The 24475-nt window shown below is 40.6% G+C and carries 28 protein-coding genes, 1 pseudogene and 2 riboswitches; of the genes and pseudogenes, 8 read left to right on the top strand and 21 right to left on the bottom strand.

The window, feature by feature from the left end; all coding sequences use genetic code 11:
• Nucleotides 1–97: 97 nt before the first annotated feature.
• Nucleotides 98–1798, top strand: a complete 1701-nt coding sequence (locus tag ACZ5AE_RS12615; RefSeq protein ID WP_464572765.1) for a ribonuclease J — start codon at nt 98–100, stop codon at nt 1796–1798.
• A 169-nt stretch (nt 1799–1967) separates the two neighbouring features.
• On the opposite strand, the gene ACZ5AE_RS12610 is transcribed toward ACZ5AE_RS12615, so the two are convergent.
• Nucleotides 1968–2816: a gamma-glutamylcyclotransferase gene (locus ACZ5AE_RS12610; protein WP_464572763.1), complete on the bottom strand. Its 849-nt coding sequence runs from the start codon at nt 2814–2816 to the stop codon at nt 1968–1970.
• Between the two features lie 178 nt (nt 2817–2994).
• Here ACZ5AE_RS12610 and ACZ5AE_RS12605 point away from each other — a divergent pair, with 178 nt between their 5' ends.
• Entirely contained in the window at nt 2995–3561 is a 567-nt protein-coding gene (locus ACZ5AE_RS12605; protein ID WP_464572761.1) for a phosphatase PAP2 family protein, read from the top strand.
• Between the two features lie 24 nt (nt 3562–3585).
• Here the strand turns inward: ACZ5AE_RS12605 and ACZ5AE_RS12600 are convergent, their stop codons facing one another.
• The gene (locus ACZ5AE_RS12600) at nt 3586–4371 is read right to left on the bottom strand and encodes an alpha/beta fold hydrolase (protein WP_464572759.1); all 786 of its coding nucleotides are present in this window, start codon (nt 4369–4371) and stop codon (nt 3586–3588) included.
• Between the two features lie 198 nt (nt 4372–4569).
• On the opposite strand from ACZ5AE_RS12600, the gene ACZ5AE_RS12595 reads away from it, so the two are divergent.
• The gene (locus tag ACZ5AE_RS12595; protein WP_464572757.1) at nt 4570–5676 is read left to right on the top strand and encodes an AbrB family transcriptional regulator; all 1107 of its coding nucleotides are present in this window, start codon (nt 4570–4572) and stop codon (nt 5674–5676) included.
• Nucleotides 5677–5986: 310 nt separating this feature from the next.
• Here the strand turns inward: ACZ5AE_RS12595 and ACZ5AE_RS12590 are convergent, their stop codons facing one another.
• From ACZ5AE_RS12590 to ACZ5AE_RS12570, 5 genes are all read right to left on the bottom strand, one after another.
• The gene (locus tag ACZ5AE_RS12590; RefSeq protein ID WP_464572755.1) at nt 5987–6193 is read right to left on the bottom strand and encodes a helix-turn-helix domain-containing protein; all 207 of its coding nucleotides are present in this window, start codon (nt 6191–6193) and stop codon (nt 5987–5989) included.
• Between the two features lie 14 nt (nt 6194–6207).
• Nucleotides 6208–6459 carry a response regulator gene (locus ACZ5AE_RS12585; protein WP_464572753.1) on the bottom strand — a complete coding sequence of 84 codons (252 nt, stop codon included), beginning with the start codon at nt 6457–6459 and terminating at the stop codon, nt 6208–6210.
• 14 nt (nt 6460–6473) lie between these two features.
• Nucleotides 6474–6662, bottom strand: coding sequence for a hypothetical protein (locus tag ACZ5AE_RS12580; protein ID WP_464572751.1), 189 nt, complete (start codon nt 6660–6662; stop codon nt 6474–6476).
• A gap of 260 nt (nt 6663–6922) precedes the next feature.
• On the bottom strand, nt 6923–7063 hold the full coding sequence (locus ACZ5AE_RS12575; protein ID WP_464572749.1) for a YrzI family small protein: 141 nt from the start codon (nt 7061–7063) through the stop codon (nt 6923–6925).
• A gap of 198 nt (nt 7064–7261) precedes the next feature.
• On the bottom strand, nt 7262–7867 hold the full coding sequence (locus ACZ5AE_RS12570) for a TetR/AcrR family transcriptional regulator (protein ID WP_464572747.1): 606 nt from the start codon (nt 7865–7867) through the stop codon (nt 7262–7264).
• A 294-nt stretch (nt 7868–8161) separates the two neighbouring features.
• Here ACZ5AE_RS12570 and ACZ5AE_RS12565 point away from each other — a divergent pair, with 294 nt between their 5' ends.
• Nucleotides 8162–8443 carry a hypothetical protein gene (locus tag ACZ5AE_RS12565; protein WP_464572745.1) on the top strand — a complete coding sequence of 94 codons (282 nt, stop codon included), beginning with the start codon at nt 8162–8164 and terminating at the stop codon, nt 8441–8443.
• A gap of 93 nt (nt 8444–8536) precedes the next feature.
• Here the strand turns inward: ACZ5AE_RS12565 and ACZ5AE_RS12560 are convergent, their stop codons facing one another.
• The 3 genes from ACZ5AE_RS12560 to ACZ5AE_RS12550 all read right to left on the bottom strand — a co-directional run bounded on the left by ACZ5AE_RS12560 (nt 8537) and on the right by ACZ5AE_RS12550 (nt 11793).
• On the bottom strand, nt 8537–9907 hold the full coding sequence (locus ACZ5AE_RS12560) for an MATE family efflux transporter (RefSeq protein ID WP_464572743.1): 1371 nt from the start codon (nt 9905–9907) through the stop codon (nt 8537–8539).
• 195 nt (nt 9908–10102) lie between these two features.
• Nucleotides 10103–10420 (bottom strand): hypothetical protein, encoded by a 318-nt coding sequence (locus tag ACZ5AE_RS12555; RefSeq protein WP_464572741.1) that lies wholly within the window; start codon nt 10418–10420, stop codon nt 10103–10105.
• A gap of 89 nt (nt 10421–10509) precedes the next feature.
• Nucleotides 10510–11793, bottom strand: a complete 1284-nt coding sequence (locus ACZ5AE_RS12550; RefSeq protein ID WP_464572739.1) for an MFS transporter — start codon at nt 11791–11793, stop codon at nt 10510–10512.
• A gap of 192 nt (nt 11794–11985) precedes the next feature.
• On the opposite strand from ACZ5AE_RS12550, the gene ACZ5AE_RS12545 reads away from it, so the two are divergent.
• Both ACZ5AE_RS12545 and ACZ5AE_RS12540 read left to right on the top strand, forming a co-directional pair.
• Nucleotides 11986–12267 carry a hypothetical protein gene (locus ACZ5AE_RS12545; protein WP_464572737.1) on the top strand — a complete coding sequence of 94 codons (282 nt, stop codon included), beginning with the start codon at nt 11986–11988 and terminating at the stop codon, nt 12265–12267.
• Between the two features lie 245 nt (nt 12268–12512).
• Nucleotides 12513–12686: pseudogene (locus tag ACZ5AE_RS12540) on the top strand (transposase); the annotation flags it as partial.
• 253 nt (nt 12687–12939) lie between these two features.
• On the opposite strand, the gene ACZ5AE_RS12535 reads toward ACZ5AE_RS12540, so the two are convergent.
• A complete protein-coding gene (locus ACZ5AE_RS12535) occupies nt 12940–13770 on the bottom strand; it encodes a hypothetical protein (RefSeq protein WP_464572735.1) in 831 nt (276 codons plus the stop codon).
• A gap of 213 nt (nt 13771–13983) precedes the next feature.
• Here ACZ5AE_RS12535 and ACZ5AE_RS12530 point away from each other — a divergent pair, with 213 nt between their 5' ends.
• Nucleotides 13984–14721 (top strand): protein-glutamine gamma-glutamyltransferase, encoded by a 738-nt coding sequence (locus tag ACZ5AE_RS12530; protein WP_464572733.1) that lies wholly within the window; start codon nt 13984–13986, stop codon nt 14719–14721.
• Nucleotides 14722–14800: 79 nt separating this feature from the next.
• Here ACZ5AE_RS12530 and ACZ5AE_RS12525 read toward each other — a convergent pair whose 3' ends face one another.
• The 10 genes from ACZ5AE_RS12525 to ACZ5AE_RS12480 form a co-directional block, all read right to left on the bottom strand.
• Nucleotides 14801–15799 (bottom strand): ABC transporter substrate-binding protein, encoded by a 999-nt coding sequence (locus tag ACZ5AE_RS12525; protein WP_464572731.1) that lies wholly within the window; start codon nt 15797–15799, stop codon nt 14801–14803.
• Nucleotides 15800–15821: 22 nt separating this feature from the next.
• Nucleotides 15822–16589, bottom strand: coding sequence for an ABC transporter permease (locus ACZ5AE_RS12520; RefSeq protein ID WP_464572729.1), 768 nt, complete (start codon nt 16587–16589; stop codon nt 15822–15824).
• Nucleotides 16579–17316: an ABC transporter ATP-binding protein gene (locus tag ACZ5AE_RS12515; protein ID WP_464572727.1), complete on the bottom strand. Its 738-nt coding sequence runs from the start codon at nt 17314–17316 to the stop codon at nt 16579–16581. Before ACZ5AE_RS12515 ends, ACZ5AE_RS12520 begins: the two co-directional genes overlap by 11 nt.
• A gap of 7 nt (nt 17317–17323) precedes the next feature.
• On the bottom strand, nt 17324–17995 hold the full coding sequence (gene tenA / locus ACZ5AE_RS12510) for a thiaminase II (RefSeq protein WP_464572725.1): 672 nt from the start codon (nt 17993–17995) through the stop codon (nt 17324–17326).
• A 5-nt stretch (nt 17996–18000) separates the two neighbouring features.
• On the bottom strand, nt 18001–19281 hold the full coding sequence (locus tag ACZ5AE_RS12505; protein ID WP_464573614.1) for an acetylornithine deacetylase: 1281 nt from the start codon (nt 19279–19281) through the stop codon (nt 18001–18003).
• An 83-nt stretch (nt 19282–19364) separates the two neighbouring features.
• Nucleotides 19365–19473, bottom strand: a riboswitch (TPP riboswitch).
• Nucleotides 19473–19982, bottom strand: a complete 510-nt coding sequence (gene thiW, locus ACZ5AE_RS12500) for an energy coupling factor transporter S component ThiW (RefSeq protein ID WP_464572723.1) — start codon at nt 19980–19982, stop codon at nt 19473–19475. (Overlaps the previous riboswitch by 1 nt.)
• Entirely contained in the window at nt 19979–20632 is a 654-nt protein-coding gene (gene thiE, locus ACZ5AE_RS12495; RefSeq protein WP_464572721.1) for a thiamine phosphate synthase, read from the bottom strand. The genes thiW and thiE overlap by 4 nt, the downstream gene beginning before the upstream one ends.
• Nucleotides 20629–21441, bottom strand: a complete 813-nt coding sequence (thiD, locus tag ACZ5AE_RS12490; RefSeq protein ID WP_464572719.1) for a bifunctional hydroxymethylpyrimidine kinase/phosphomethylpyrimidine kinase — start codon at nt 21439–21441, stop codon at nt 20629–20631. Before thiD ends, thiE begins: the two co-directional genes overlap by 4 nt.
• 2 nt (nt 21442–21443) lie before the next feature.
• The gene (gene thiM, locus ACZ5AE_RS12485) at nt 21444–22262 is read right to left on the bottom strand and encodes a hydroxyethylthiazole kinase (protein ID WP_464572717.1); all 819 of its coding nucleotides are present in this window, start codon (nt 22260–22262) and stop codon (nt 21444–21446) included.
• 78 nt (nt 22263–22340) lie between these two features.
• Nucleotides 22341–22449, bottom strand: a riboswitch (TPP riboswitch).
• Between the two features lie 89 nt (nt 22450–22538).
• The gene (locus ACZ5AE_RS12480; RefSeq protein WP_464572715.1) at nt 22539–22781 is read right to left on the bottom strand and encodes a glutaredoxin family protein; all 243 of its coding nucleotides are present in this window, start codon (nt 22779–22781) and stop codon (nt 22539–22541) included.
• A 361-nt stretch (nt 22782–23142) separates the two neighbouring features.
• Here ACZ5AE_RS12480 and ACZ5AE_RS12475 point away from each other — a divergent pair, with 361 nt between their 5' ends.
• Nucleotides 23143–24471 carry a YheC/YheD family protein gene (locus ACZ5AE_RS12475; protein ID WP_464572713.1) on the top strand — a complete coding sequence of 443 codons (1329 nt, stop codon included), beginning with the start codon at nt 23143–23145 and terminating at the stop codon, nt 24469–24471.
• Nucleotides 24472–24475 lie beyond the last annotated feature (4 nt).

Below are 24475 nucleotides of genomic sequence, written 5' to 3'. Positions count from 1 at the left end.
AGAAATTGGTGGTACCTCCGCATCAATTTCTGCGGTATGGATTTTTCAAAAAATATGGTGTTACCGGTAAATTAATGAAGGTTTCTCTGGGTATATTATGAAAAATAGATTGTTTCGGGAGGAAGACAAAGTGAGTAACAACACCTTATCCATTTTTGCTTTAGGCGGCATAAACGAAATTGGTAAAAACATGTATGTGATTCAATATGCTAATGACATCGTGGTGATTGATGCCGGCGGAATGTTTCCTGATGAAAGCTTGCTTGGAATTGATTTAATTATCCCAGATGTGACCTATTTGGAAGAAAACCGTGAGAAAATCCGTGCTTTAGTTGTGACCCATGGGCATGAAGACCACATTGGCGGAGTCCCATATTTTTTAAAAAAATTAAATGTACCTGTTTATGCAACACGTTTTACACTCGGTTTAATTGAATTAAAATTAGATGAGCACAGGCTCAAACGGGATACAAAGCTTGTACCGATTGATGCTGATTCAGAGTTAGAATTTGGCGATATTAAAGTTTCCTTCTTCAAAGTCAGCCATAGCATTCCTGATTGTCTCGGGATTGTTTTTCATACGCCGGAGGGGAATGTCGTTCATACGGGGGACTTTAAATTTGATCTAACACCGGCCAATAACCAATATTCCGATATACATAAAATGGCTGATATTGGTCAAAAAGGCGTTTTGGCGTTAATTTCGGAAAGTACGAACGCAGAAAGAAAAGGGATCACTCCTTCTGAGCAAATGGTGGGCAGCCATATGTTGGAAGCTTTTCTTCGGGCCAGGGGAAAAATTTTCGTTTCGACTTTTGCTTCCAATGTTAATCGAGTCCAGCAAGTCGTCGAAGCATGTATGGAGACAAATCGAAAACTGGCTTTACTGGGCCGAAGTATGGTGAATGTCGTAGATGTTGCCATCGAACGTGGGTATTTGCATGTACCGGAAGGGATGCTGATAGAAGCAAGCGAAATCGAAAAACTCGCCCCTGAACGAGTCGCCATCCTATGTACTGGAAGCCAGGGCGAGCCTAATGCCGCTCTCGGGCGGCTGGCGAACGGAAGCTATCGGGATGCTTCGATTTATCCCGATGATACTGTTATTCTAGCAGCGTCACCCATTCCCGGGAACGAAAAGGATGTTTCCCGAATTATCGATAACTTGTTTCAGCGCGGCGCGCATGTTATTTACGGATCCGGAAGCTCAACCGGGATGCATGTATCGGGCCATGGTTACCAGGAAGACCTGAAGCTGATGCTTACGTTGATGAAGCCCACCTATTTTATTCCGATTCACGGCGAATACCGGATGCTTCACCATCACCGCATGCTTGCGGAATCGGTTGGAGTTGAAAAAGGAAATACCTTTATTATCCGGAATGGGGATGTAGTGGATATTCAAAACGGAGTTGCGAGGCAGACAAGATCCGTACCTGCTGGTGATACATATGTTGACGGGGTGAGTGTCGGTGATGTGGGAGAGATTGTGCTGCGTGATCGGCGGCAATTGTCTGAAGACGGCATGCTTGTAATCGTCTTAACGTTGAGCAAACGGGACCAAAGAATTATCCAAGGACCCGACACAATTACACGCGGATTTGTGTATGTAAAGGAATCTGAAAATTTAATGAGAGAAATTAACAGCCTTGTCAAGAAGACGGTCAATGACTTACAGGAAGAAAACATCCGGCAATGGAACGTCATCAAACAAAACATCAAGAAGGCTGTAGGACAGTATCTCTTCAAAGAAACGAAAAGAAAACCGATGATATTGCCAATAATTATTGAGATATGAATGTGTGGAAAAAATCGCCTGGCGCCTTCTACCCAAGTGCCAGGCAATTTTTTTTCGGTTCATAGGTGAAAATAAGGATTCACAGATATCCTTAAAAAATTCACGGATATAAATGATGGTATTCAAGATTGGCGCTTAGTTTTTATAAAAACCAATTTCCTATTAATTACTAGAGTGTTTTAACGTGTTCCTGCAACCTCGAAAGATAAGTTTCACTTAAAAAACCACTCCCGCCACGGATAATTTCCTCCAGATAATGGTCAGGCGGTACTGTTTCAGGGTCTTTTGAAACGACTATGAAGGTTAATACATCTTGGATTGTCCGGCCATCCATCTTGACGTCAATTAACGCAGGCCGGTAGAGGCGAGTATAAACTCCTTCACGCCGGTATAAATATTCGAGACATTCATATGGAATCTCGTAGACCTTCCCTTCCACGACGCCTCCCTCTTCCACAATGTCTGCCCGCCCGCCGTCAGGCAGCTTTTTTGTAAATCGAAGGGTGTAACCCTCAAGCTCTGCAACCCCTGCTAAATTTTGAAAAAAATGGTCGACCTTAGCGCGCTTAAACCTGGCATGGTCCAAACAGCTGCCATAAGCGAAATACAACACATTCCCTTTTTGTTTCTCAAACTGATATACCTTCCAGTCTCCCAATGGTATTGGCGTTTGGAGCATGCTTTTGTTGTGGTTGGCATCGGTATAAATAAAGGCTTCCGTTTCTCCCCTATCATGATAAATGATCTGCTTGTTCCGGTCATATAAATTATTGCGGCCTTGTTCTTCATAACCCTCCAATTGGTCGAGACTCCGCAATTCTTCATCTGAAACAAGGTACAATTCTCCATAAACTGTCTCAGATTGCGATTCCTTCACGGCAGGATAACCTAATCCCGTATCAAAAAGGCTCCCATTTGTCCATGCCTGCTCCACTACAAGCTCTGCACCCTTCAGTAAATGATGATAATTCTCATTTCTTCTTAATGTTCCATAAACGAAAACGAAATGTTTGTTCATTTTTTTTCAGTAGTCCCTTTCTTTACACTTTTTTCAGCAATTCTAAACCTAACTTTACTTCGTCACAAAACCTAAGATTCCTTTTTAAGTTTGTTTAATATTTTATGGGTATCTTTCAATACATGGACTTCTAGTTTTGTGGAAATAATAGCATCTAGGTAAAGAAAGGGGCTTCTTAATGGATCGTGAAATTTTCAAAGTAATTAATAAACTGGTTGGACGTTATCATTTTTTGGATATGATTATGATCATTATTTCGAAAAAAGCTCGATATATATATGTTTTATTATTAGTTAGTTTGTGGTTTAGGAATAAATACTATAAAAAACTCACATTATTAACGGGATTCTCTGTTGGGGTAACCTACATTGTCACTTCTATAATTAATTTTATCAATTATAAACCAAGACCGTTTTTGAACCATGAAGTACATGTATTACCGCCGGTTCCTTCAAAAAAGGATTCATCCTTTCTAAGTAAACATACAATACTTGCGTTTGCAGCAGCTAATTCAGTGCTTTTATATCACCGAATATTTGGCAAAATCATGTGGTATTTGGGAATATTTATTGGGATCTCGCGGATTTGGATGGGGCATCATTACCCAATTGAAGTTATTAGAAGTGCATTATTCGGAACTGCTGCTAGTTTCATTGTTCATATTACGAAAAAACTTTGGGATCCATTTTTATCCCGCTTTATTTATTCATATAATCGTTATTGCTCTTATTTTAAACTCCGATAAAAACGATATTTGCAGGAGAAACCTTTAAGGTTCCTCCCTTTTTAAATTTTGTAATTGGATAAACCCTCTTATTAATTGGTTAAACTCAGATGCAGACTTAGTTGGTATCTGGTGCTTTTCTTCAATAAACTTTAATTCATTATGAGGGAGCTTTTCATTTAATATTTTTGCATATTTATGAAAGGCTTTGTCCTTTTTACCATAAATTAACAAAACCGGGTTGCGAATGGTCTGTAATTGATTAGTACAGTTATATTGTAAGCTATAGTTGAAATATTGAGCGATGTTTCTTGTATCACCAAACAGGGATTCATGATACATTTTCTTAAAGGTTTCTTTTGTATCGGAATTGCCCAAGGAAATGCCTAATGCTAGCAAACGTTTGGCTCCTGTATTGGCAAGCATCCTTGCTAGTACAATTCTTTTTTCGTTATACCAATCAAATACCTCAGACATTCCACTGACAATAATGCCGCCTAATGCACGGTCAGGATTTGTCAATAAAAATTCCAAAACAATTGACCCTCCGGTGGAATATCCGCACAGATAAGCTTTTTCGATACTCAGGTGATCCAAGAGTTTTTGGATGTCATCCGCAATTAATCGATAGGTAAGAGGCTGTTTGGAATAAGAACTCTGACCATGTCCGCGAATATCAAAACAAATAACTTTGTAATTTTTCGATAAATTATCCATCTGGTATTTGAAATTTGCACTTGTAAGTAAGGGAGGATGGATAAACACAATAGGTATTCCCTCGCCATTTTGGGTATAGTACAAGTTGATTTCTTCCATTTCCATAACAGGCATCGTTAACACCTCCTTTATTTCATATTTCAACTAGCTTTATTCTTCAAAGTCTGTATATATGTTTACTCCTTCATGAAGCCCTTATTCCAAAAAGTATTGCTTTAAAATATCAAGGATCAGTAAATCATGGTAAAATGATGATATTAGTGGAGATTCAAACATCACACCTTATTATATTTCCAGAATGAAGGGTTATCGTTGACAAATTTTCTGAACATTGATGACAATAACACAAATCGATTTATTATAACACTCATCATTGCCTTAACCGGCGCGCTGATATTTCAAATCCTTCATACCCCCATTCCTTGGCTTTTAGGACCAATGACTGCTGTATTCATTGGCTCGAGGTTTAATCGAATTAATTTATATTGGCCTAGATGGATACGGGATATTGGATTAATTATTGTTGGTTATTCAATTGGGCTGTCCTTTACCAGAACAGCACTTTATCAAATTGCGGCAAATTTGCCTTCCATGTTGTTAATGACTACTTTACTAATATGCTTTTGTGCCGGCATTGCCTTTGTTGTAGCAAAGCTCACTGACGTTGATTATCCAACTGTTCTAACCGGAAGTATCCCCGGTGGTCTATCGCAAATGATTACTTTTGCCGAAGAGATGAAGGGAATTGATATTACAACGGTGACGTTTCTTCAGGTTGCCAGATTAATGATGATTATCTTTTTTGTTCCGTTTCTTGTGTTCGGACCGCTTTTTCAGAATACCGGAAAGGGCCATACAAGTTCATCACTTTTGCAAAGCGCAGATCAAACAATTGCTGGAAATTTTCCTCTGATGCTAATTTTATTTGCTGTCATTAGTGTTCTTAGTGCCCTGCTAGCGAAAAAAATAAAGGCTCCTACGCCGTTTTTGCTTGGACCGATATTGGGAACAGCTGTCTTGACGATTGGCGGTCTTCACGGACCAGCCCTCACGCCGTCTGAATTAGACTTGTCGCAATTTATGATTGGCGGCTATATAGGACTATTGTTGAAACCTGAAAAATTGACAAATAAAACAAAAGTCATTACCCTTGCCATTATCAGCGGGGGATTGATGATTCTCTGCTCATTAGGATTAAGTTTGCTTTTGGTATACTTTCGATATTTCACTCCTTCTACCAGTTTCTTGAGTGTCGCCCCTGGAGGAATGGATCAAATGGGCATCCTTGCTCATGCAATTGGGGCGGACTTATCAATGGTGAGTGGATTTCAGCTCTTCCGGCTGTTTTTTATATACTTTGCGGTCCCGCCGATCCTAAGATGGATATTCAAAATCAGAAAAACTGCAAAATCCTCATAGACTTTCCAAAATAACAAAAAGTGCAAAATCTAAAAAAGGTCTTACACTTTTTTTATTTTTTAAGCTCTGTTATAGCTTAATGTTGATTTAATTATGTTTGAAATAAACGGAAAAATTCCGTCTAAATTGGGAAATACCCTTATTTCCTTAACAATAAAGGAAGTTTTTCCGTTTAAATGATTCAAATCTTTTAATTTTGTCTAATTTAGAGGTGTTAATCGGAAATTCTCCGCCTATGAATTCTCATGCCTACACGACACGAAAATCAACAATGAACAATAACAGAGCCATTTTTTAAAGTGTGTCCCGCTCAGGTAGACATTTGCCTTTTTGTGGTGCCTGACACTAAATAAACGCGTTCGGGGCGGCCAACTGTACCATAGGCTAAATCGGCTTCTATTTTGTCGTCGGCAACGATATGTTCGAGGCAACGGCGGGCAGTGGTGCGGCTGACGCCGATTTCTTTGGCGACGCGTACCGCGGTGAGACCGCCCTCTGCTCGTCCAAGTACTTCCATTACCTTATCTAAAGTTAGCGGGTCGATGCCCTTTGGAAGGTAAGGCTTGTCCCCCGCTCCTGTGGAAGCCATAACACTCTTGCGAAACAGCTGGTCGATCTGTTGCTAACGTGCGGATAATCTTTTCCCAATTTGACAAGCTTTCTATGAAACTCTTGATACCGCAGCAATGATTGTTTGAAACGCTCAAAGACAACTGGTTTAATGATGTAATCAAAAACACCGATACTAATTGCCTCTTGTATAACTGTTAACGGCTGTTCCACCAATTTGGTTTCGCTTAAGATTTTTGTGAAAGGCGTTCTGTTAAATCCCAGCCACCGCCTGCCCCAGATGGTGCAACAAATGTGATGGCTTTCGTTGGATAGTCTGCCCCTTCTTCTTTTTTGGCTGCTGGGCTTGAAGATTCTTTACTGGCACCGCTGCTATATGCAGCAAGGCTTAATGCCAAAGCTCCTGCAGTCACCACTGATGCAAATTTTAATACTGAACATCTTATTAATCCCCCTTGTAAACGTTTCCTTTATTCTACGAAAAATTTAGAATATTAAAAGTTTATAAACTTAAACAGCATTAAAACCTTAATAGTCATTTTGTTCATTTTGTGCACACGATTGTCAAAAATGAGGCGTGGGAACGGTTCTCGTTATAAGCGGGCCTCTTGGGACCATTCATCCGGTTCAAACTAAGCAAAAAAAAAAGCTAGGGCCTCCGCCCTAACTTTCATGATTATTTAAAATACCTCATCGAAATACGTTGATTTTTATTCTCTTCATGTAGTTTTTCTATATAAACATCCTGTACTGCCTCTTTTAGACTTTTTGTTCGTTTTGTGATGGTGATAGTAAAAAACAATATATTTAGAGTCATAATTTTCCCACCTTCCTTTCACTTTTTAAAATGACCAGTCGGTTTATTTAATCTCTAAAAAAAATGCTTTCCCCAAATAGACTGTTAAGTCTATTTAAATTTTATTATATACTTATGCTGAATACAATGATTTTGCGCTGGAATTTTTGAAAAAGCCGCATCTGGAAAAAGTTTATTCCACATGCGGTTCTTGTCAGACTAAGCCTTTATTTTTCTTAAAAACATTTCCTTCATCTCATTAATCACATCATTACATGGGAAGTCTAGATAGATAGTTTGTATCATTGCCCCATCAATCATTGACCAAAATACATTGGCATAAATGTCTGGCTTCAGGTCCTTCTTTATCTCTCCTGAATGTTGGCCATCTTTAATGATCTGTGAAAAAAGCTGTATAAAATACTCGTGTCTTCGCTGGTTTAATTTTTCCAATAATTCTGGGTGACGAGAGGCATGAAGTTTAAATTCATCGTGGACAACAATATTGCCGATATCTTCTCGATCCTTTGGTGATAAATACATATGAAATAGATGTATGATTTTATCTATGGAATTGGCGCATTTCCCCAATTCCCCAATTAGTCTTTCATAGGTAGCTTCTGTACTCACCTTCATCAATTCCAGGAAAATTTCATCTTTGCTTTTGAAATAATTATAGATGGCACCTTTGCTAATTCCGGAATGCTGCACAATGTCGTCAACGGTAGCAACAAGGAATCCTTTCTGAGCAAAGCAGACAAGAGCGCTATCCAATATCTCCTTACGCTTTTTTTCTTTATAGGAATCGGATACAATTGGCGGCATGGCTGTTCCTCCTTTTGCTGAAAAAAAATATTATGACCAGTCGGTTTATTTTAATTATAGTTTTAGTTACCATAAATTATCAATAAATTCATCACTTTTCTACAATATTAACAAAGAGAACTATATAAAAATAATGTTTAGTTTTTTTCAGAAGTAAAAATTATCAAGATATTCCGTAAATAAAAAGGAAGATAAATTTTCCTCCGAAAATATTATTTAAATGGTAATTTGCCTATTGAGAAAAGCCAAATCTATGAATCAGCATCTAGGAGAATATGAAAAATTTGTATAAATTTGATACAAAATAACGATGGACTATTTTTAAAAGCCTGTTATAATGCAATATATAAATATATTACACACGTAAAGGTGGGCATTATGGGGAACACTTGTAGATATGTTGTCAATGCTCTTGGTAAGGGTGGGGAAACATATTATACACAATGCAGGGATAAGCAAGAATTAAAAAAGTGGATCACTGATAATCAAGAAAAATTAGTTATGAATGAACTGCAAATCACAGATAAAAACCAAAATCCATTACTAAAATTATTTGGTATAAAAAAGTTTTTTTAACAAAATGACGCCATTCTGATTGAATGGCGTCATTTCATTTATTTAATAGGATTTAAGTATTATTGATTTAGTGAAATAGTGTTTCAGGCAGAATTACCCCACGTCCAACATTTCAACGTTAGTAAACTTGTGTTTTTGGATGTAGATGAGCCGGATGGATAAGGCGATTCCTGCGGCGAGGAGACCGATAGTGAGGCCGATCCAGTAACCTCTTGCCCCTAATCCGGTATAATGTGCCAATAGGTATCCGGCGGGCAAACAGATGAGCCAGTAGGCAACTAAGGTCATGATGAATGCCAGATTCACATCTTTATATCCCCTTAACGCTGCCTGGGCAGTTGCCTGGATGGCATCAGAAATTTGAAAAAATAAGGCAAAAATCAAGAAGTTTGCTGTCAGACTAATAACGGCAGCCTCGTTCGAGTAAAACCCTGCAACCTTGTAGCGAAAAGCAACCACAAATAATCCTGTCACAAGTGCGGTTACCACCGCTAAGAAAATTCCTAACCAGCTATAGACCTTAGCATCCCTATAGCGGCGGGCACCCACTTCATATCCGACTAGGACCGTCTGAGCCATTGAAATGCTGATAGGTATCATGTACAGGAACGACACGATGTTCAAGGCCGATTGATAAGCAGCAACTGTTGTTACATTAAATTTACTAATTAATATAGTAACGACTGCAAACATGCTTGTTTCAAAAAACGTCGATAACCCCATCGGCACACCAATTTGTAAAATCTCTCTGCACTTCGTCCACGAAAACTGCTTCATATTGCTAAACACAGGGTACGCAGAGAACGGTTCTTGTTTTAAGACAATCAAAACCGTAAAAGCTAAAATCACCCAATAAGTAATCGATGTAGCATAACCGGCACCAGCACCACCTAACTCAGGAAAACCCCATTTCCCAAAAATAAACAAATAGTTTAACAGAAAATTTACCGGCAGGGAAGATATCATGATTACCATAACAACACGGGTTTTTCCCAAAGCATAAATAAACGAGCGTAATACATTAAAAATGAAAAGCGGCAAAATCCCATAACTTAGCCCGACAAGATAATTAAAAGCTGTATCCTGTACGCCTTTTGGAAGGTTCATTGTCACTAAAGCCGGTGCTAATAAAAAGAAACCAAAAACAATGATAACCAATGTTAACATGATGGAAAGATACACACCATGCTTAACAACGGCTGCAACTTCATGGCTTTTTTTTTCACCAAAATACTGTGCAGCAATCGGCGATACTGCCAGGAGAATGCCGCTCAAGCCTGTAAAAATCGGATTCCAAATCGAAGAACCAATCGCGACACCTGCAAGGTCGGTTGAATGATATTTTCCCGACATGATTGTATTGAAAAACACCATGGAAAACATCCCCAGCTGGGTAATTAAAATTGGAATTAACAGAACGAAGATTTGTTTTATTTTATCCTTCAAGGTAATAGCCTGATTCATGGGTAATAATTCTCCTTAACAATACATTCAAAAAACAATTATACTAAATATTTGTTTCATTTTCCTCTATTATTTTTGTATATGTTGGTCAACATATACGCTGGATACTAATCAATAAGCACGCAAAAATTAAAAGCAGGAGCCATAGCACCTGCTTAAATCTTCATGAACAACCTGTTCTGTTAATTAACCCTTTCAGCCTTGGCCTGGTTGGTAGGTACCGTGGCCGTGATGATACCCATGTCCCGGATAATAGCCGCTATGGCCGTGGTGATACCCGTGTCCCGGATAATAACCGCCGTGGCCGTGATGATACCCATGTCCTGGATAATAGCCGCCGTGGCCGTGATGATATCCATGTCCCGGATAAAAACCGCCATGGCCGTGATGATAGCCCATTCCCGGATAACTCGGATAACCCATGCCTGGGTGCGCTCCTGGATATCCCATTCCCGGATGCCCAGGTGGTGCATATCCTCCGCCTGGTAAACCAATTGTTACTTGTCTATCCATTCTTTATCTCTCCTCCTCAAAATGGTTACAAATTAGTATATGTGTCCAAATTGAATGAGGGATAGGCTTATCGCCTAATTAATCTAAGATTAAACAATAGCTTCTTCACTTGGCCTGTTCACTTCACGCTGATTTTCCTTGATCATCATTCCGCCAAGTAAGCCAATCAGCGCAAATGCAGCTGGAATAATAAAGCCATAGTGGTACCCCACACTTGCACCGAATGAATGAAAATGGTCTAATACCTTACCAAAAATGCTGGGTAAAAGTACCGCGCTGATAAAGCCTCCTGTGTTAGCAAATCCTGTGACCACGCCGACTTCCTTTATAGGGAAAGACTGTCGAACGACTGCAAAAGTTAGAGTACTGCCGCCATTTCCAAATCCTATTAGAAAGAAAAGAATATACAGAAGGAAAACAGGCGGATTTCCACCGCAAAGGAGGATGACAGTCCAGCTTAGCAAAATAACAACATGAACCAGGACATATGGCCTTTTGAGTGAATCAATCCGTGCTGAAACCCAGCTTGTTACAGGCGCGCCGATGATGGCGCCGATCAAGCCAATCATAACCAGCTGACTAGCAGCCGATCTTGTCATGTCATATACGTGCATTCCGTATGGCACTGCCCATGAACCAATAAATCCAACATACGTCCCGACCGCTCCAAAATGGCAGAAAAAAGCAGCCCATGCCTGACGATTTGAAAAAATACGACGCAGCATCACCAAGGTTTTTTCCTGCCGCGGCTGTTTTTTAAGATAGGACTGTTGCGGCTTAGCTTTGTTCAAGCCCATTTGATTTGGCTTCATGACCAAAACATAATATAAAAGAATTCCTATAAGGCAGAGAATAATACCCGTTGTCAGAAAAGGCGGTCTCCATCCAAAAGAAGCAATAAAAGCGGAGAAGGGAACTGTCGCCAATAAAAAACCGAGGCTTCCGGCCATTCCTGCAAAGCCAAGCAATTTTACAAATTCATTGGCTCGAAACCACCCGCTTAAAATCAGCACCAAATTGACCCAAATGGCGGCATCCCCTATTCCCACAAGCAATCTTGCCGAAAAAAGGATGGCTTCATTCAAGGCAAAACTATAAATAATTGTCCCAAGCCCCGTCAGGAGGGTTCCGCCAATAAGAAAATAATTTGGACCCAAACGGTCAGATAAAATCCCAATTGGAATTTGCAGTCCTGCATACGCTAAAAACTGTATACTTGCCAACAAACCGATCGTGGCCGCTGGTAAATGGAAATCCTTCATTAATTGATCCGAAATTAATCCAGGTGCTGTTCTTTGACTTACAATGATAAAATACGTAAACAACACTGCTGAAAAAACTAACCATCTATAATTGCTATTTTGTTTTTCCAATGTTTCATACCCCTGTTGTATTGATTATTTCCTTATTATACTCCATATTTCCCTAGATGAATTCGCTAATTTCCGATGGAGGCGATTACATATAAAAAATTTTGGGTCTCGAAATAATTCTGATTTGTGATTCCCGTCACCCCGTTCATTCATATAGTTTCCTAAAATAAGGTATAGGGGAAGGTGTTAAAATTGGAAAAAAGAATATCTAACTTTTCTATTTTTGAGAATTACCACGATAGGCAGGTCGTTTTTAACTACTATGAGGACGAAGATTTTTTATGGAAAAGAGACGGGTTTCATTTTGATACCATAAAACATTTAAATGGAATGCTTTTATTTACAAAAAAAGATGGAAAAACCTTTTCTATTTCCATTAAGGATTATGAAAGTGTATCACTAAATACTGATTTTCAAAACTATTTCATATTACGCAAGGGCTGTGACCGTATGGAAATGTATTTTCCGAATTGAACCGAAAAAAATTAGGGACCAATAAAGGCCCCTTAGGCTGTCGAAAACCTTCGGCAGCCTTTTATTTTATTCATTTTCATTAACGATTCACTGCGTTAATTTGTTATAACATCATTAATATAAGGCTTTTCAATTAGTCTGTTGATTGGCGCTCCAGGCACTTCGCTTTCCGCGGGCGTGCCGGAGAGCCTCCTGAACGTGAAATAATAAGGTTATCGCTTATTTAAATCGGGAAGAATGCTTTTAAAAAAATTGAGCGAAGCTTCGCAGATTCAAAAGAGCTGCATGGGCTTCGCTATTGCCGGTTGCGGGAATAAATAATGTAAAAGAACAGGCTCTTCATTACTGCAGCCTGCCAAAATACGAAAAAGATTGCACCACACTTATCAAGGATAGAAAATGTGTGTTGCAATACTTAAGTGGATTTTCTTCCCTGTTGATTGGAGCGGAGGGCACTCGACTCCTGCGGGATATAGAGGTCACTGGAGACCCCACAGGCGCCAAAGCGCCGAGGAGGCTCCAGGAGCTCCCCGCGGAAAGCGAGTGCCCGGAGCGGAAATCAACAGGCCAGTTTGCAGGGATAAACTAAATTTTAGGTTTGGACAAAATAAAAAATTGTCGAGAAATTTACCCTTTCTCGACAATCTGTGGGACCAATAAAGGTCCCTGTTTTTATCGTTTCGTTATTTTTGAAGGATTATTAATTTTATATAACACTGGCACTTCGACAGTGAACTCCTCCGCAACGTCCTTCCCTTTTGCAAGTTTTTTAGCGGCCACTTTCCCATCGAACTCGAGAATATCACCAGGGGCAAGCTCGAATTTTTTCAGTGTTTTGCTGTGGCTGCACCAGGCTAGTCCAAGGGCGAGAGGATTTTCCTGGACAATTTGGACATTTTCAAGGACCACGACTTCATCGTTTTCCTCATTAAAAGCATTGTAAGTCAGGGCAAACTGCTTTACAGTGGCTGTAAAATGCACTTTATCCGCAGGCAGCTCTATTTTGGGGGCCTTCACCTTTTTAGGTTTAGCCTCTTTCACTTTTGCCGGCTTGGCCGTCTCAGCTTGGGAGTTGATTTCCTTTGTTTCTGCTTTACTTTCCAGGTTGATTTTTGCTGATTCCTCTTGACTAACTGATTCATCAGCTTCCTCTACCTTCACATCCCGATTCTCAAGCGTAAGCATGCTTTCCTTCCCGAAACTTGCCTGCTGCATTTCCTTTAAGTAAGCGGGGTGAATACAGCTAAGGTTTCCATCTGAAAATTCAATTATAAGGGTGTAGTTTTGATTTCCGTACATTTCATACCCTTTTATGCTAACAAGGCATTGAAACCCTCTGTCCTTATACCAAAATTCTTTTTTGGCTGTTGACAACCCCCATTCCTTCAACTTCCCTTTAAAATCCTCTTCACTTTGAAAGCTTTCATATTCTCCTATTGGCGGTATGTATTGGGTTGGCTTCTTTTTCGTCAATTGAAATTGCTGTGCTGCCAAATATTGCACGTCCTTCCATTTTGATTTGTGTTTTTATTATAACATGTTCTTCTTGACTGGCCTAAAAACGGCGATAGTGATGATGGGTTTGTTTAAAGTTGGGGGGTTAATCCCAACTTTTTGTTTTTTAAAATAAGCAGTAAAGAATTCATTTTAAGTGTCACAACTAGGGATTATTCATAATGTAAAGGTAGGCTGATATCTGATTTAGGGGGATAGAATATGATTCGTATAAATCATCAGGTTGTTAAGGCTGAGGAGCTTTATAAACAAATCACCAGCCAAGAACAGCGGAAAATAATAAAACAAATGACCGCTTATGAAGAGGTATATTCGTATTACACCTTGGAACAGCTTAAATTCGAACTGACTTTTCGGTCTAATACGATGAGAGCTGCCCGTGAACTGAACAAAAGCGGCGTAATATTTACAACCTTTACCTATGCAATCTGCAATAAAAAATATTGGGACCGTCTCGTCAACGGAGGGTTCCTATTAAAGCCGGGGGCAAGTCCTTCAACTGCCATTCTAGACATCTTAAAAAACGGAAAGCTATATGCTTTTGAGTGTTCCACTGCTATAGCCATTGTTTTATATATTGCTACTCTTTATTCAATTGGCAGAACGCGGTTTGATTTGCTGTTTGATCGCCTTTATTTGATGGACTGGCAATTTGATGAGGATTTGCCAATCTATCAAAAATTCGGTAATGATTATTTACCAGGAGATGCTCTTCATTTCAATAATCCTGATTTCAGTCCAAAGGAGCCTCATTGGAGAGCGGAAAATGTCATCTATTTCGGCGACGATCAATACTATGGCCATGGAATCGGAATCCGAAACGCCAAAGTCATCATAGACTTCCTAAACAAAAAACGAAAACCCAGCCCCAACCACTCAGCCTACCTGATGAACATGATTTCTCGCCCAAATTATTCATATTTTCTAACATATCAGTAATAGTTCAGGCATCCGCTCGTGGACATTTGTTCACTTACGATGCCTGAACTTGACATCCTTTAATTTTCAAGATTATTTTCTATTGAAAGTTAATGTAGGCATCTTCTGGTTTGATCTCTTTATTAATAATTTTGGTATCCTTTAACCATGCAGCGGCATGTTCCCAGACCACAGGATCTTGGTAGCCGAATGGTTTATCTCCTGCATCCATCAACGGCAGCAGAATTTCGAGACTCTTCGCCTCGATGTCCTTTTCCAGTGGTGATGATTTGTCTTCATGCTTTAATAGAATGGACAACCCCTCTTCCGGATGGTCCGCAACATATTTTTGTCCATCTCTTATTGCGGCCATAAACTTCTTAAACACTTCAGGTTTTTCTTTTAACCCCTTGTCGCCTCCCACCAGCACCAATTCATAATAGTCTGGTACACCATAATCTGCTGGATTTAATGTACGCATTGGGTGTCCCTCTTTATCAAGCAATAATTTTTCATGATTGATATAACCGCCAATCAAAGCATCGGTTTTCTTCGTAGCCATCGCCGGAATCAAGTCCCAGCCGACATCGACCATTTTTATCTTTCCAGCATCTCCGCCATCTGCCTTTACCATCGTTTGAATGATTGCTTCATCCAATGGAATCGAGGGATAGCCGATGGTCCGTCCAGCCAAATCCTTCGGTGATTGAATCGGGCTATCGGCTGCAACCATTAATTGGTTAAGCGGGTGTCTAACGATAGCAGCAAATGACCGGACAGGAATATCCTCTCCACGCGCTACTAATACTTGAGGCTGGTAACTGATCGCCATGTCAAATTTTCCAGCAGCCACAAGTTTTAAAGGATCGTTCGTGTCTGCAGGCATTTGAATGTCGACATCCAGTCCTTGTTTTTTGAAATAGCCCTTTTCTTGTGCAGCAAAAAGAAACGAGTGAACGGCATTCGGATACCAGTCAAGCATCAAGCTGACTTTCTGGAGGCCCTGCTCTTTACCTGCGGACTTATCGGCCCCGGCCTTCCCGCATGCGCTAACCAACAGAAGCAGGAAACTGACCATAATTAATAAACTTTTTTTCACAATAATGACTTCCTTTCACTAATTAACGGATCTTATTTTTTATTAACCTTTTTTCTAGTAAGCTTATAAACAAAAACAACACAATTCCCATTAAAGAAAGCAGAAAAATGGCTGCAAAGACCGATTCTGCCTGGAGATTCGAAGACATCCGTCTGCTAAAATATCCCAGACCTTCACTTGCCCCTAGCCATTCACCAATGGTGGCCCCGACGACACAATAAACCACCGCCATTTTTAACCCGGACATGATGGATGGCAAAGCCATCGGAACCTGCACCTTTTGAAAAATTGTCCAGCGTCCGGCCCCCATTGTTAACAGTAATTCACGATATTCGCTTCCGCCTGTCTTTAACCCGTCATAAGTACTAACAACGATTGGGAAAAAGGCGACCAATATCGTCACCGCCACCTTGCTCCAAATAGTGTAGCCGAACCACATGATAAAAATTGGCGAAATGGCTATCATCGGGATCGTTTGCGAGATGATTAGAAAAGGATAAAGCACTTTTTCTAATATTCTAGAAAAATGCATACCAACGCCTATAAGCAGCCCTCCTATGAGCGAAAGTCCAAAGCCAATCAAAACCTCTAAGAATGTCGCCGGTAAATGCTCGCCCAAAAGAATCTCACGATTGTTCACAAGTGACTCGCCGATTGCGGTAGGTGCAGGCAGTATAAATGAAGGCACCATTCCGGCTTCAACTACCCACTGCCAAATACTGATTAAACACACGGCCGTGAGCAAAAACAAACCGTATTCTCCGGCCCATCTTTTCCATTTACTTTTCATGATGTATCAGCCGCTCCAATTCCTTACGCATCAAAATAAACTCTGATTGATAAATAGATTCTGAATTTCGTGGTCTTGGCAAGTTGAGCTTATATTCCTGGACTCCTCCATTTTGAAGGAGAAGAATTCTATCGCTTAATAAAATTGCCTCCTCGAGATCATGTGTAATGAACAGCACGGTCTTTTGAAGCTCACCCCATAGCCCCAATAACCAGCTATGCATTGTTCGTTTCGTTAACGAATCCAGCGCCCCAAACGGTTCATCCAACAATAAAAGTTCCCTGCCTGTCATAATGGTCCGTAAAAAGGCTACACGCTGTTTCATTCCCCCTGATAATTCATCTGGATAAGCATTCTCATATTCCTCTAGGCCAAAACGGGATAACCAAGCACGGATTTCGTGTGACTTTTCCCGCTTGTCCTCTTTCGCGATTTCTAAGGGCAACAGCACGTTTTCCATTACAGTCCGCCAAGGCAGCAGTAAATCTTTTTGCGGCATATAGCCAACGTTTCCTAATCTTCCTGAGGATAGGTCCCCAGCCATTTGTATTTTTCCCTGGCCTGGTTTAAGCAGTCCGGTAATTAATTTAAAAAGTGTACTTTTCCCTGAGCCGCTTGGACCAATAAGCGAAACAAACTCCCCCGCCTTTAAATCGAGAGAGAGCTGTTGAAAAATCGGCTGCTCTTCCCGATCATACGTATATGTTAAATCTTCGATGTGTAACATAGATGAATTAGACAGGCCATTCGCCTCCCTCGTAGACCATATCCCAGAACATATACTCAAACCTGGATGTTGTGAGAAAATGCTCTTCTAAAACCGCCAATTCTCGCTCTGGTTTTCCTTCCGTTATTTGGTCTAGCAAATCGAGTAGCCAGAGAGCCAGCGACCCAAACTCAGCAGAAGAGTACATCGTGACCCAGTCGCCGAATAATAGATGATTGCTAGAATTTTGATAGTTTTTTGCTAGCATTTTGCCAATCTCCCAATAACTCCACATACATGGGAGCAGGCTTGATATTAATTCCTCTAAGGAACCATTTTGAGCCACATTCAGCATGTAGCGAGTGTACGCTAAATTAATAGGAGTTGGTTTCGTGTCTTCGAGTTCTTGTTCGCTAATTCCAAACCGTTTCGCATACTCACGGTGCAGGTCCATTTCACCATTTAATGTTTCATCCAAAAGCTTTGCAAAAGCCGCCATGGTCCCAACATCTTTCGCCTTCACAGCTCCGAAGGCGAACAACTTGGAATAATCGATAAGAAACATATAGTCCTGCTTCATATAGCGAATAAATGATTCGACAGGAAGATCTCCTTTGCCCAATCCGACTACGAATGGATGCTCATGCGTTTTCTCCCAAATGCCCTTAACTTTTTCAAAAAGCCGATCAGAAAATTTCATTGGCTTTACGACTCCCTTCGTGTATTGCACCATAAAGCGATAAATTGAGCTAACACTTTTGTGAAATCTAACAATTGCCGAATCTCGACCTTCTCATTTACAGCATGGGCATCCTCTAGTTTTCCCGGCCCAAAAATAACTGTCGGAATTCCTGCTCGGCCAAGCCAGCCTGCATCTGTTACGGTCGATGACATATCAAGTACAGGCTTTTTTATAAGCGTTTTTTCAACGGATCTTGCCAGCAATCTAGTTCCCGAATGGTCCAAATCAAGCTCCAAGGAAGGGAATATTTCACCACGATCGATTATCATTGATTTACCACCCCAAACAAATTCCGGAGGATTGTCTCGAAGCCATGGGTCGGCCGCTGCAACGGCACCAATATGCTGCTCAATTTCCTTAATAACCTCTTCGTAATCCTCATCTGGGTAGAAATGAACGGTCACCCACAAAGCACAGCGGTCAGCAACAAACGCCGCATGCCTTCCACCCTCGATCACAGCAGGGTTAATCGTATTCATCCCTGGTGGAAAACCTTCGTAGCTTTTTGTCACAGCCCAGTGGCGTTCAAGCTCTTGAAGGCCTTCTATTATTTTCATCATTTTTTCAATCGTACTGGCACCATTGACGTCCCCGCCGGCATGAATCAGCCTTCTTCTCATCCCATCATGATAAGTTTCTTTGCTTTGAATCGTTATCCAGCCGGTTATGACGCCGCCCTGCCCTTGGATATGTAAGTCGCTTGTGTCTACGACTACTGCATAGTCAGCAGAATAGCCCCTTTCCAAACAAGCAAGAGTTCCTGCCTCGCCAACTTCTTCTCCGATAACAGACTGAAACTGCAAATCTCCATTAAGCGGAACCTCAAGCTCTTTTAAAAGTTTTATAGCAATGAGGGAGGCGGCAATACCGCCTTTCATATCGGCAACGCCCCGTCCATAAATATAAGGATCCTTGATTCTGGCTGAAAACGGGTCAGACCCCCATTCCTTCTCGTCGCCAACCTCAGCAACATCCACATGTCCATTGACAATTAAACTATTATATTGCTCAGAGGATTCACCTGTTAAAATTCCCACCACATTCGAATCCCCCGGATATACTTCCCACATATCAGTTTGAAATCCTAAATCTCTTAAATAGCTTTTAATAAATTCCTGGATTCCCGTTGTATTGCGAGCCGGAGGACTTTCAGTTGGAAACGCAATTAAGTCGCTCAAAAGTTTAAGCAGTTCGGCTTCCCTAGCCTCCACTTCTTGTCCAATTGTTTCTATGAAATCTTCCATATTAACCATTCCTAAAGCCTCCTAAAATCCATTCTAGTTTTATAAAAAAATAAACCCACTCTATATAGCAATGGAAAGAGTGGGTTATGATCGTTCCACTTCCCTCCGCTGGTATCTTCAACCAGTTCAGGTTCAAAGGGTTCGGAGCTGTACTCCATCTCAAGCCTGCTTAGGCTTCCCCTAGTGAGATCTTATTTAGTAATGGTGATATTTTTCTCGCTTAGAGGCACTTTCTTCCTTAAGAAAATTGTTAAAATCACAAATCCAAGCAGCGCTCCGGCAAATGAACTGAAAATAAATAATGGGATAAACCCGAATAGCGTCGCTTTCTGCCCGAGGATTAGGGTTGCAATTGGATAGGAAAGCAATGCCCCAAGAATTCCCGTCCCAACCACTTCTCCTATAACAGCAAAGTAGACTTTTCTAGTTTTCCAAAATAATAGTCCGGCCAGAAACGCCCCGACTATGCTTCCGGGAAATGCGAATAGCGAACCCGTCCCCATCATATTCCGAAGCAGGGAAACACCAAAAGCCTGGGCCACGGCATAATATGGCCCCAACAGAACCCCGGAAAGAACGTTCAAAAAATGCTGAATTGGAAAAACCTTTGTAAAGCCAATCGGTACCACGACCAGGTTACTTGAAAGAGTCCCCATCGCAATCATCATAGCAGTTAACGTAAGTTTATACGTTTTTTTCATGATTTCCTTACTCCCCCTACACTTTTTCGTAAATCCTTTGCAGCTATGAGCGGTGAATCGGCAAGGCTGATGGCGGTAATAACTGAAACACCATCTGCTCCGGCTTCCACGACCGTTGCCGCATTTTCACTTGTAATTCCACCAATTCCGACAATCGGTACAGCAATTCCTTGGCTTCGCAGTTCCTCGATAAGTGCAGTCCCTCTTGATGGCTTTGCATCGGCCTTCGTTTTCGTTGGAAAAACCGGTCCAATTCCGAAATAATCGGCACCGGCGCTAAGGGCTGCATCTGCTTCCTCCGGCGTATGAACGGATATACCAAGAATTTTATTATCGCCAATTTGACGCCTGACTGTTTCTGCCGGTTCATCCTCCTGACCGATATGAACCCCATCTGCGTCAAGTGCGATTGCCAGTTCAATATCATCATTAACGATAAACGGAATTCTGTGTTCTTTGCATAGGCTTTGCAGTTTTTTCGCAAGAGCATATTTATCTTTTCCGATTAATGCCTCTTCGCCTTTTTCCCGAAATTGATAAAGCGTAATTCCTCCAGCGATGGCTTCTTTCAATACCTCAACCGGATCCTTCCTGCAGTTAGCTGTTCCCATAATAAAATATACTTTCAAGGCTTCGCGTAAGTTTATCATGATTGAACCATCTCCATGATTCTTTTCCGGTATGCACCATGATTTGTCGGCCCATGTCCCTGCCCAATCACAATTCCATCTTCAATTGCAGCCTGAATAAAATCCTTCGCCTTGATGACCGCTTGATATACATCTGCTCCCTTAGCCAGTTCAGCGGTAATAGCTGCTGAAAAAGTGCAGCCAGTGCCGTGTGTGTTCTTAGTCGGAATTCGCTTACTTGTAAAGGTAAAGAATTCTTTTCCATCGAATAGGAGATCTGTTGATTCTGAAGGGTTTTCATCATGGCCGCCTTTCAGAACAATGTTTTGTACGCCTAAGGCATGTAATTTTTTTGCTGCTTCCCGCTTATCTTCCGCTGAACGTATAGACATCCCGGATAGAACCTCTGCCTCAGGTATGTTCGGGGTAACCACTTTGGCAAGCGGTAATAAAAACTTTTTCATGGCGGAGATTGCTTCCGTTTGCAGCAAGGAAGCGCCGCCTTTTGCGATCATTACAGGATCGACAACAACATTATCCCAATGATATTTTGTAAGGTTAACAGATACAGCTTCGATAATTTCCGCATTAAATAACATGCCCGTTTTCACCGCATCAGTTCCCATGTCTTCACCAATGGCTTTCATCTGTTCGATAACCGCTTCGGCTGACATCGGATAAACTCCATGGACGCCTAATGTATTTTGTGCAGTAACAGCCGTTATTGTAGACATTCCAAAAACCTCTAACTCCTGAAACGTTTTTAGATCGGCCTGAATTCCTGCTCCGCCGCCAGAATCGGAACCTGCAATTGTTAACGCCTTTTTCATTATTACTCTCCTCCAGCTAATTTTTTTATGGAAGCATAGAGATTGATGTCATCTGAAGCAACCTTCGAAAGCTGGTTCAAAAATTCGATTTGGAAGCTTCCTGGGCCTGATTGCACCGTTAGTTCCGCTGCCTTTTCTGCGGCTATTCCGTATATCGAGACTGCAGCAACAGATGCCTGCATTAAATTTTTTTCCACCCCGGTAAACGCACCAATGACTGAAGTTAACAAGCAGCCAGTCCCTGTCACTTTTGTTAACAATGGATGCCCATTATCCACAACGTAAGTAGACCTGCCATTCGTAATGACATCTTCCTTCCCTGTGATGACGACGATGCAGTTTAATTTTTCTGCAGCAGACATGGCTAGAGCGGTAATATTACCATTTGTGGTCCCCGCATCAACACCTTTGATTTCCCATTTCTCGCCAACGACATTGGCAATTTCAGCGGCATTCCCGCGAATAATGGATATCTTTAATTCCCTCATGATTCTTTGCGCTGTTTCCGTCCGATACGGGGTTGCCCCTGCACCCACCGGGTCAAAAATAACCGGAACGCCTTGTTCATTGGCTGCCTTCCCTGCCAAAATCATCGAATCTACCGTTTTCGGATTTAACGTACCAATATTTAAAACTAGCGAATTAGCGATCCGTGCCATATCTGCTGCTTCCTCAGCAGCATTGGCCATTACCGGTGATGCCCCAAGAGCCAAAAGTCCATTCGCAGTAAAATTGGTTACTACTACATTCGTAATATTATGTACAAGCGGTTTTACTTCTCTTACTTTTTGCAATGTTTCAAACAAGTTGTTTTTAAGCAAATCCTTCTCCTCCTTTTATAAAACAAAAAACCAGACCCTCATAAAGGACCTGGTTAAGTTAAGTAAGAAACCGTAAAAATTAAACATGGTCTACTTGCCTACGCTGGTATTATCCAGATCAGGTCCGAAGGGTTAAAAACTAGCCGTTTTCTCTCAGCCCGCTTACAGGGCACCCCTAGTAGTTACACTGGTTATGAAATTAACATCAGAATAAACCTTAAACACTGTTTTGTAAAGAAAAATGTTTTTGATGCTAGAGAGCGAGACATGAAATTATTAGCTCCCTTTCGCAAGCTCCATCAATTCTTTAAGTTCATTTGTAAAACCCTTAACGGCTCTGTTATCGACAACCGTTACAGGAACACCGAGAAAACCGTATTTCTCCACTTCTTTTTGATACTCGGAATTCTTAGCAATGTTCCTTGTCTCAAATAGGATTCCTTCTTCTGTAAGTACCTTTTTTACCATAGTGCATTCAATGCAGTCGTCCGTGGTGTACACAATAACCTTTTTATTCATAATTGAATTCTCCTTTGTTTTTTCATTGTCGAGCTTTTTCGGCTTCGGAGCGCCATCAACCGACAAAAAAAGCCTGAAAAATGTCTTATCCTGCGCTTTCCCGAGGAATAATAGAAAATATAATTAATTTCCCCGTTTATTTACAAATTCCATTATCCATCCGAATTGGGTTTAAATGCAAAATTTATTTATTATTTTAATAAAATAAACTATCTATAATACTGTTTTTCCAAACCCAAAAAAATTTAAAGGCTAACAACCAAATTGGCCACTTAGCTCCCAATTTTCCCTTTAATAAAAACAATATTAATAAAACGAACATACAATAACTTAACCACATTTATGCTAGGAGGGGAAATAATTGGAAAGTTTTTTTCGAATACGGCGTGATAGTGGACAAGTAGGCCACTTAAGTCTGCATCCAAAAGTAGCAAAATTCATCGGGCTGACTAAACCAGCTGAAAGATTAGTAAGCTTCGGCAGCCAAACTGTTCAAGCTTCTGTTCATACATCACTTGACCTAGAGGAAAACGAGGTAAGTCTTTCTTCAGATATTCTTGAGCAATTAAATATTCCTCTTGACTGTCATTATGAAATTCTATTAAAAGGAAACGAAATCCACTTTGGACCCTTTATCGGTTTATTGGCAGGGTACCACCATGATTCTTTAAAAAATAAACTCGATGATCTTTTGGATTATTTATTATATTATAGTGATATTAAGGGGGCCATTCTGGTTTTTTCCATTGAAGGTGTAAATAAAGAGAACGAAACGATTAAGGGTTATGTCTACAACCCGAATTACAAAAAGTGGGAAAAAGGTGTTTTCCCCTATCCTTCCTCACTATTTGTCCTAACAAGAAAGGCAAGTTCAAAATGGATCAAACATTTTCAAGATGTTATCGGGGACACGGTTTTTAATGATTTCAACTTAACAAAATGGACAATCCATCAAATTTTGGAATCATCTTATGTAGTGAGAGATTACCTGCCAGAGTCGATTCTCTACGAATCTCCTGAAGAACTTTATCTTTTTTTAGAAAAACACCCTAAAGTGATTGTCAAGTCGATTAGTACCTCGAAAGATTCCACCATATATAAAATCTCCATAGATAATGATTATATAGTGATTACGAATCCCCTTAAAAGGACATCTGAGAGAGTTAAATATACCTACCAAAAACAAGCCTATCAATTATTTCGTTCCTATTTTCAGGAAGGGGAGTGGATGATCCAGCAATCAATTGAGCTGCTAACCACACATGACCGGACTATCGATTTTAGTGTGATTGTCATCAAAAATCCGGAGGGTAAGTGGCAGGTCATGAACATGTTTGCAAGACAAGGAAAACCCGGGACAGTACTAAGCACCATCTATCCTTTTGTGGAATTGGGAAAGGAGACTTTAAAAGAAGTTTGGGATCTTGACGAGGTGAATACGGCCATGATGATCAAGGAAATTTCGGATAAATCGATTGCAGCCGTCAAAGCAATTGAAAGCAATGGAGTCCATTTTGCCAATGCCAGTGTAACGGTAAAGGTTGATGAAAATGAGGAAATATGGATACTCGATGTCCAATACCGCAACCCCTCCCACGAAATCGCCCTTGTCGCCGGCTACCCAGACCTATATTACGAAATACTCAAAACCAATATGCTTTATGCAAAAAAACTTGCTGGATTTATCTAATACT

Source organism: Neobacillus sp. S1227 (genome assembly GCF_055385255.1).
The sequence above is the reverse complement of the archived record's forward strand: the minus strand, read 5'-3'. Positions and strand labels throughout refer to the sequence as shown.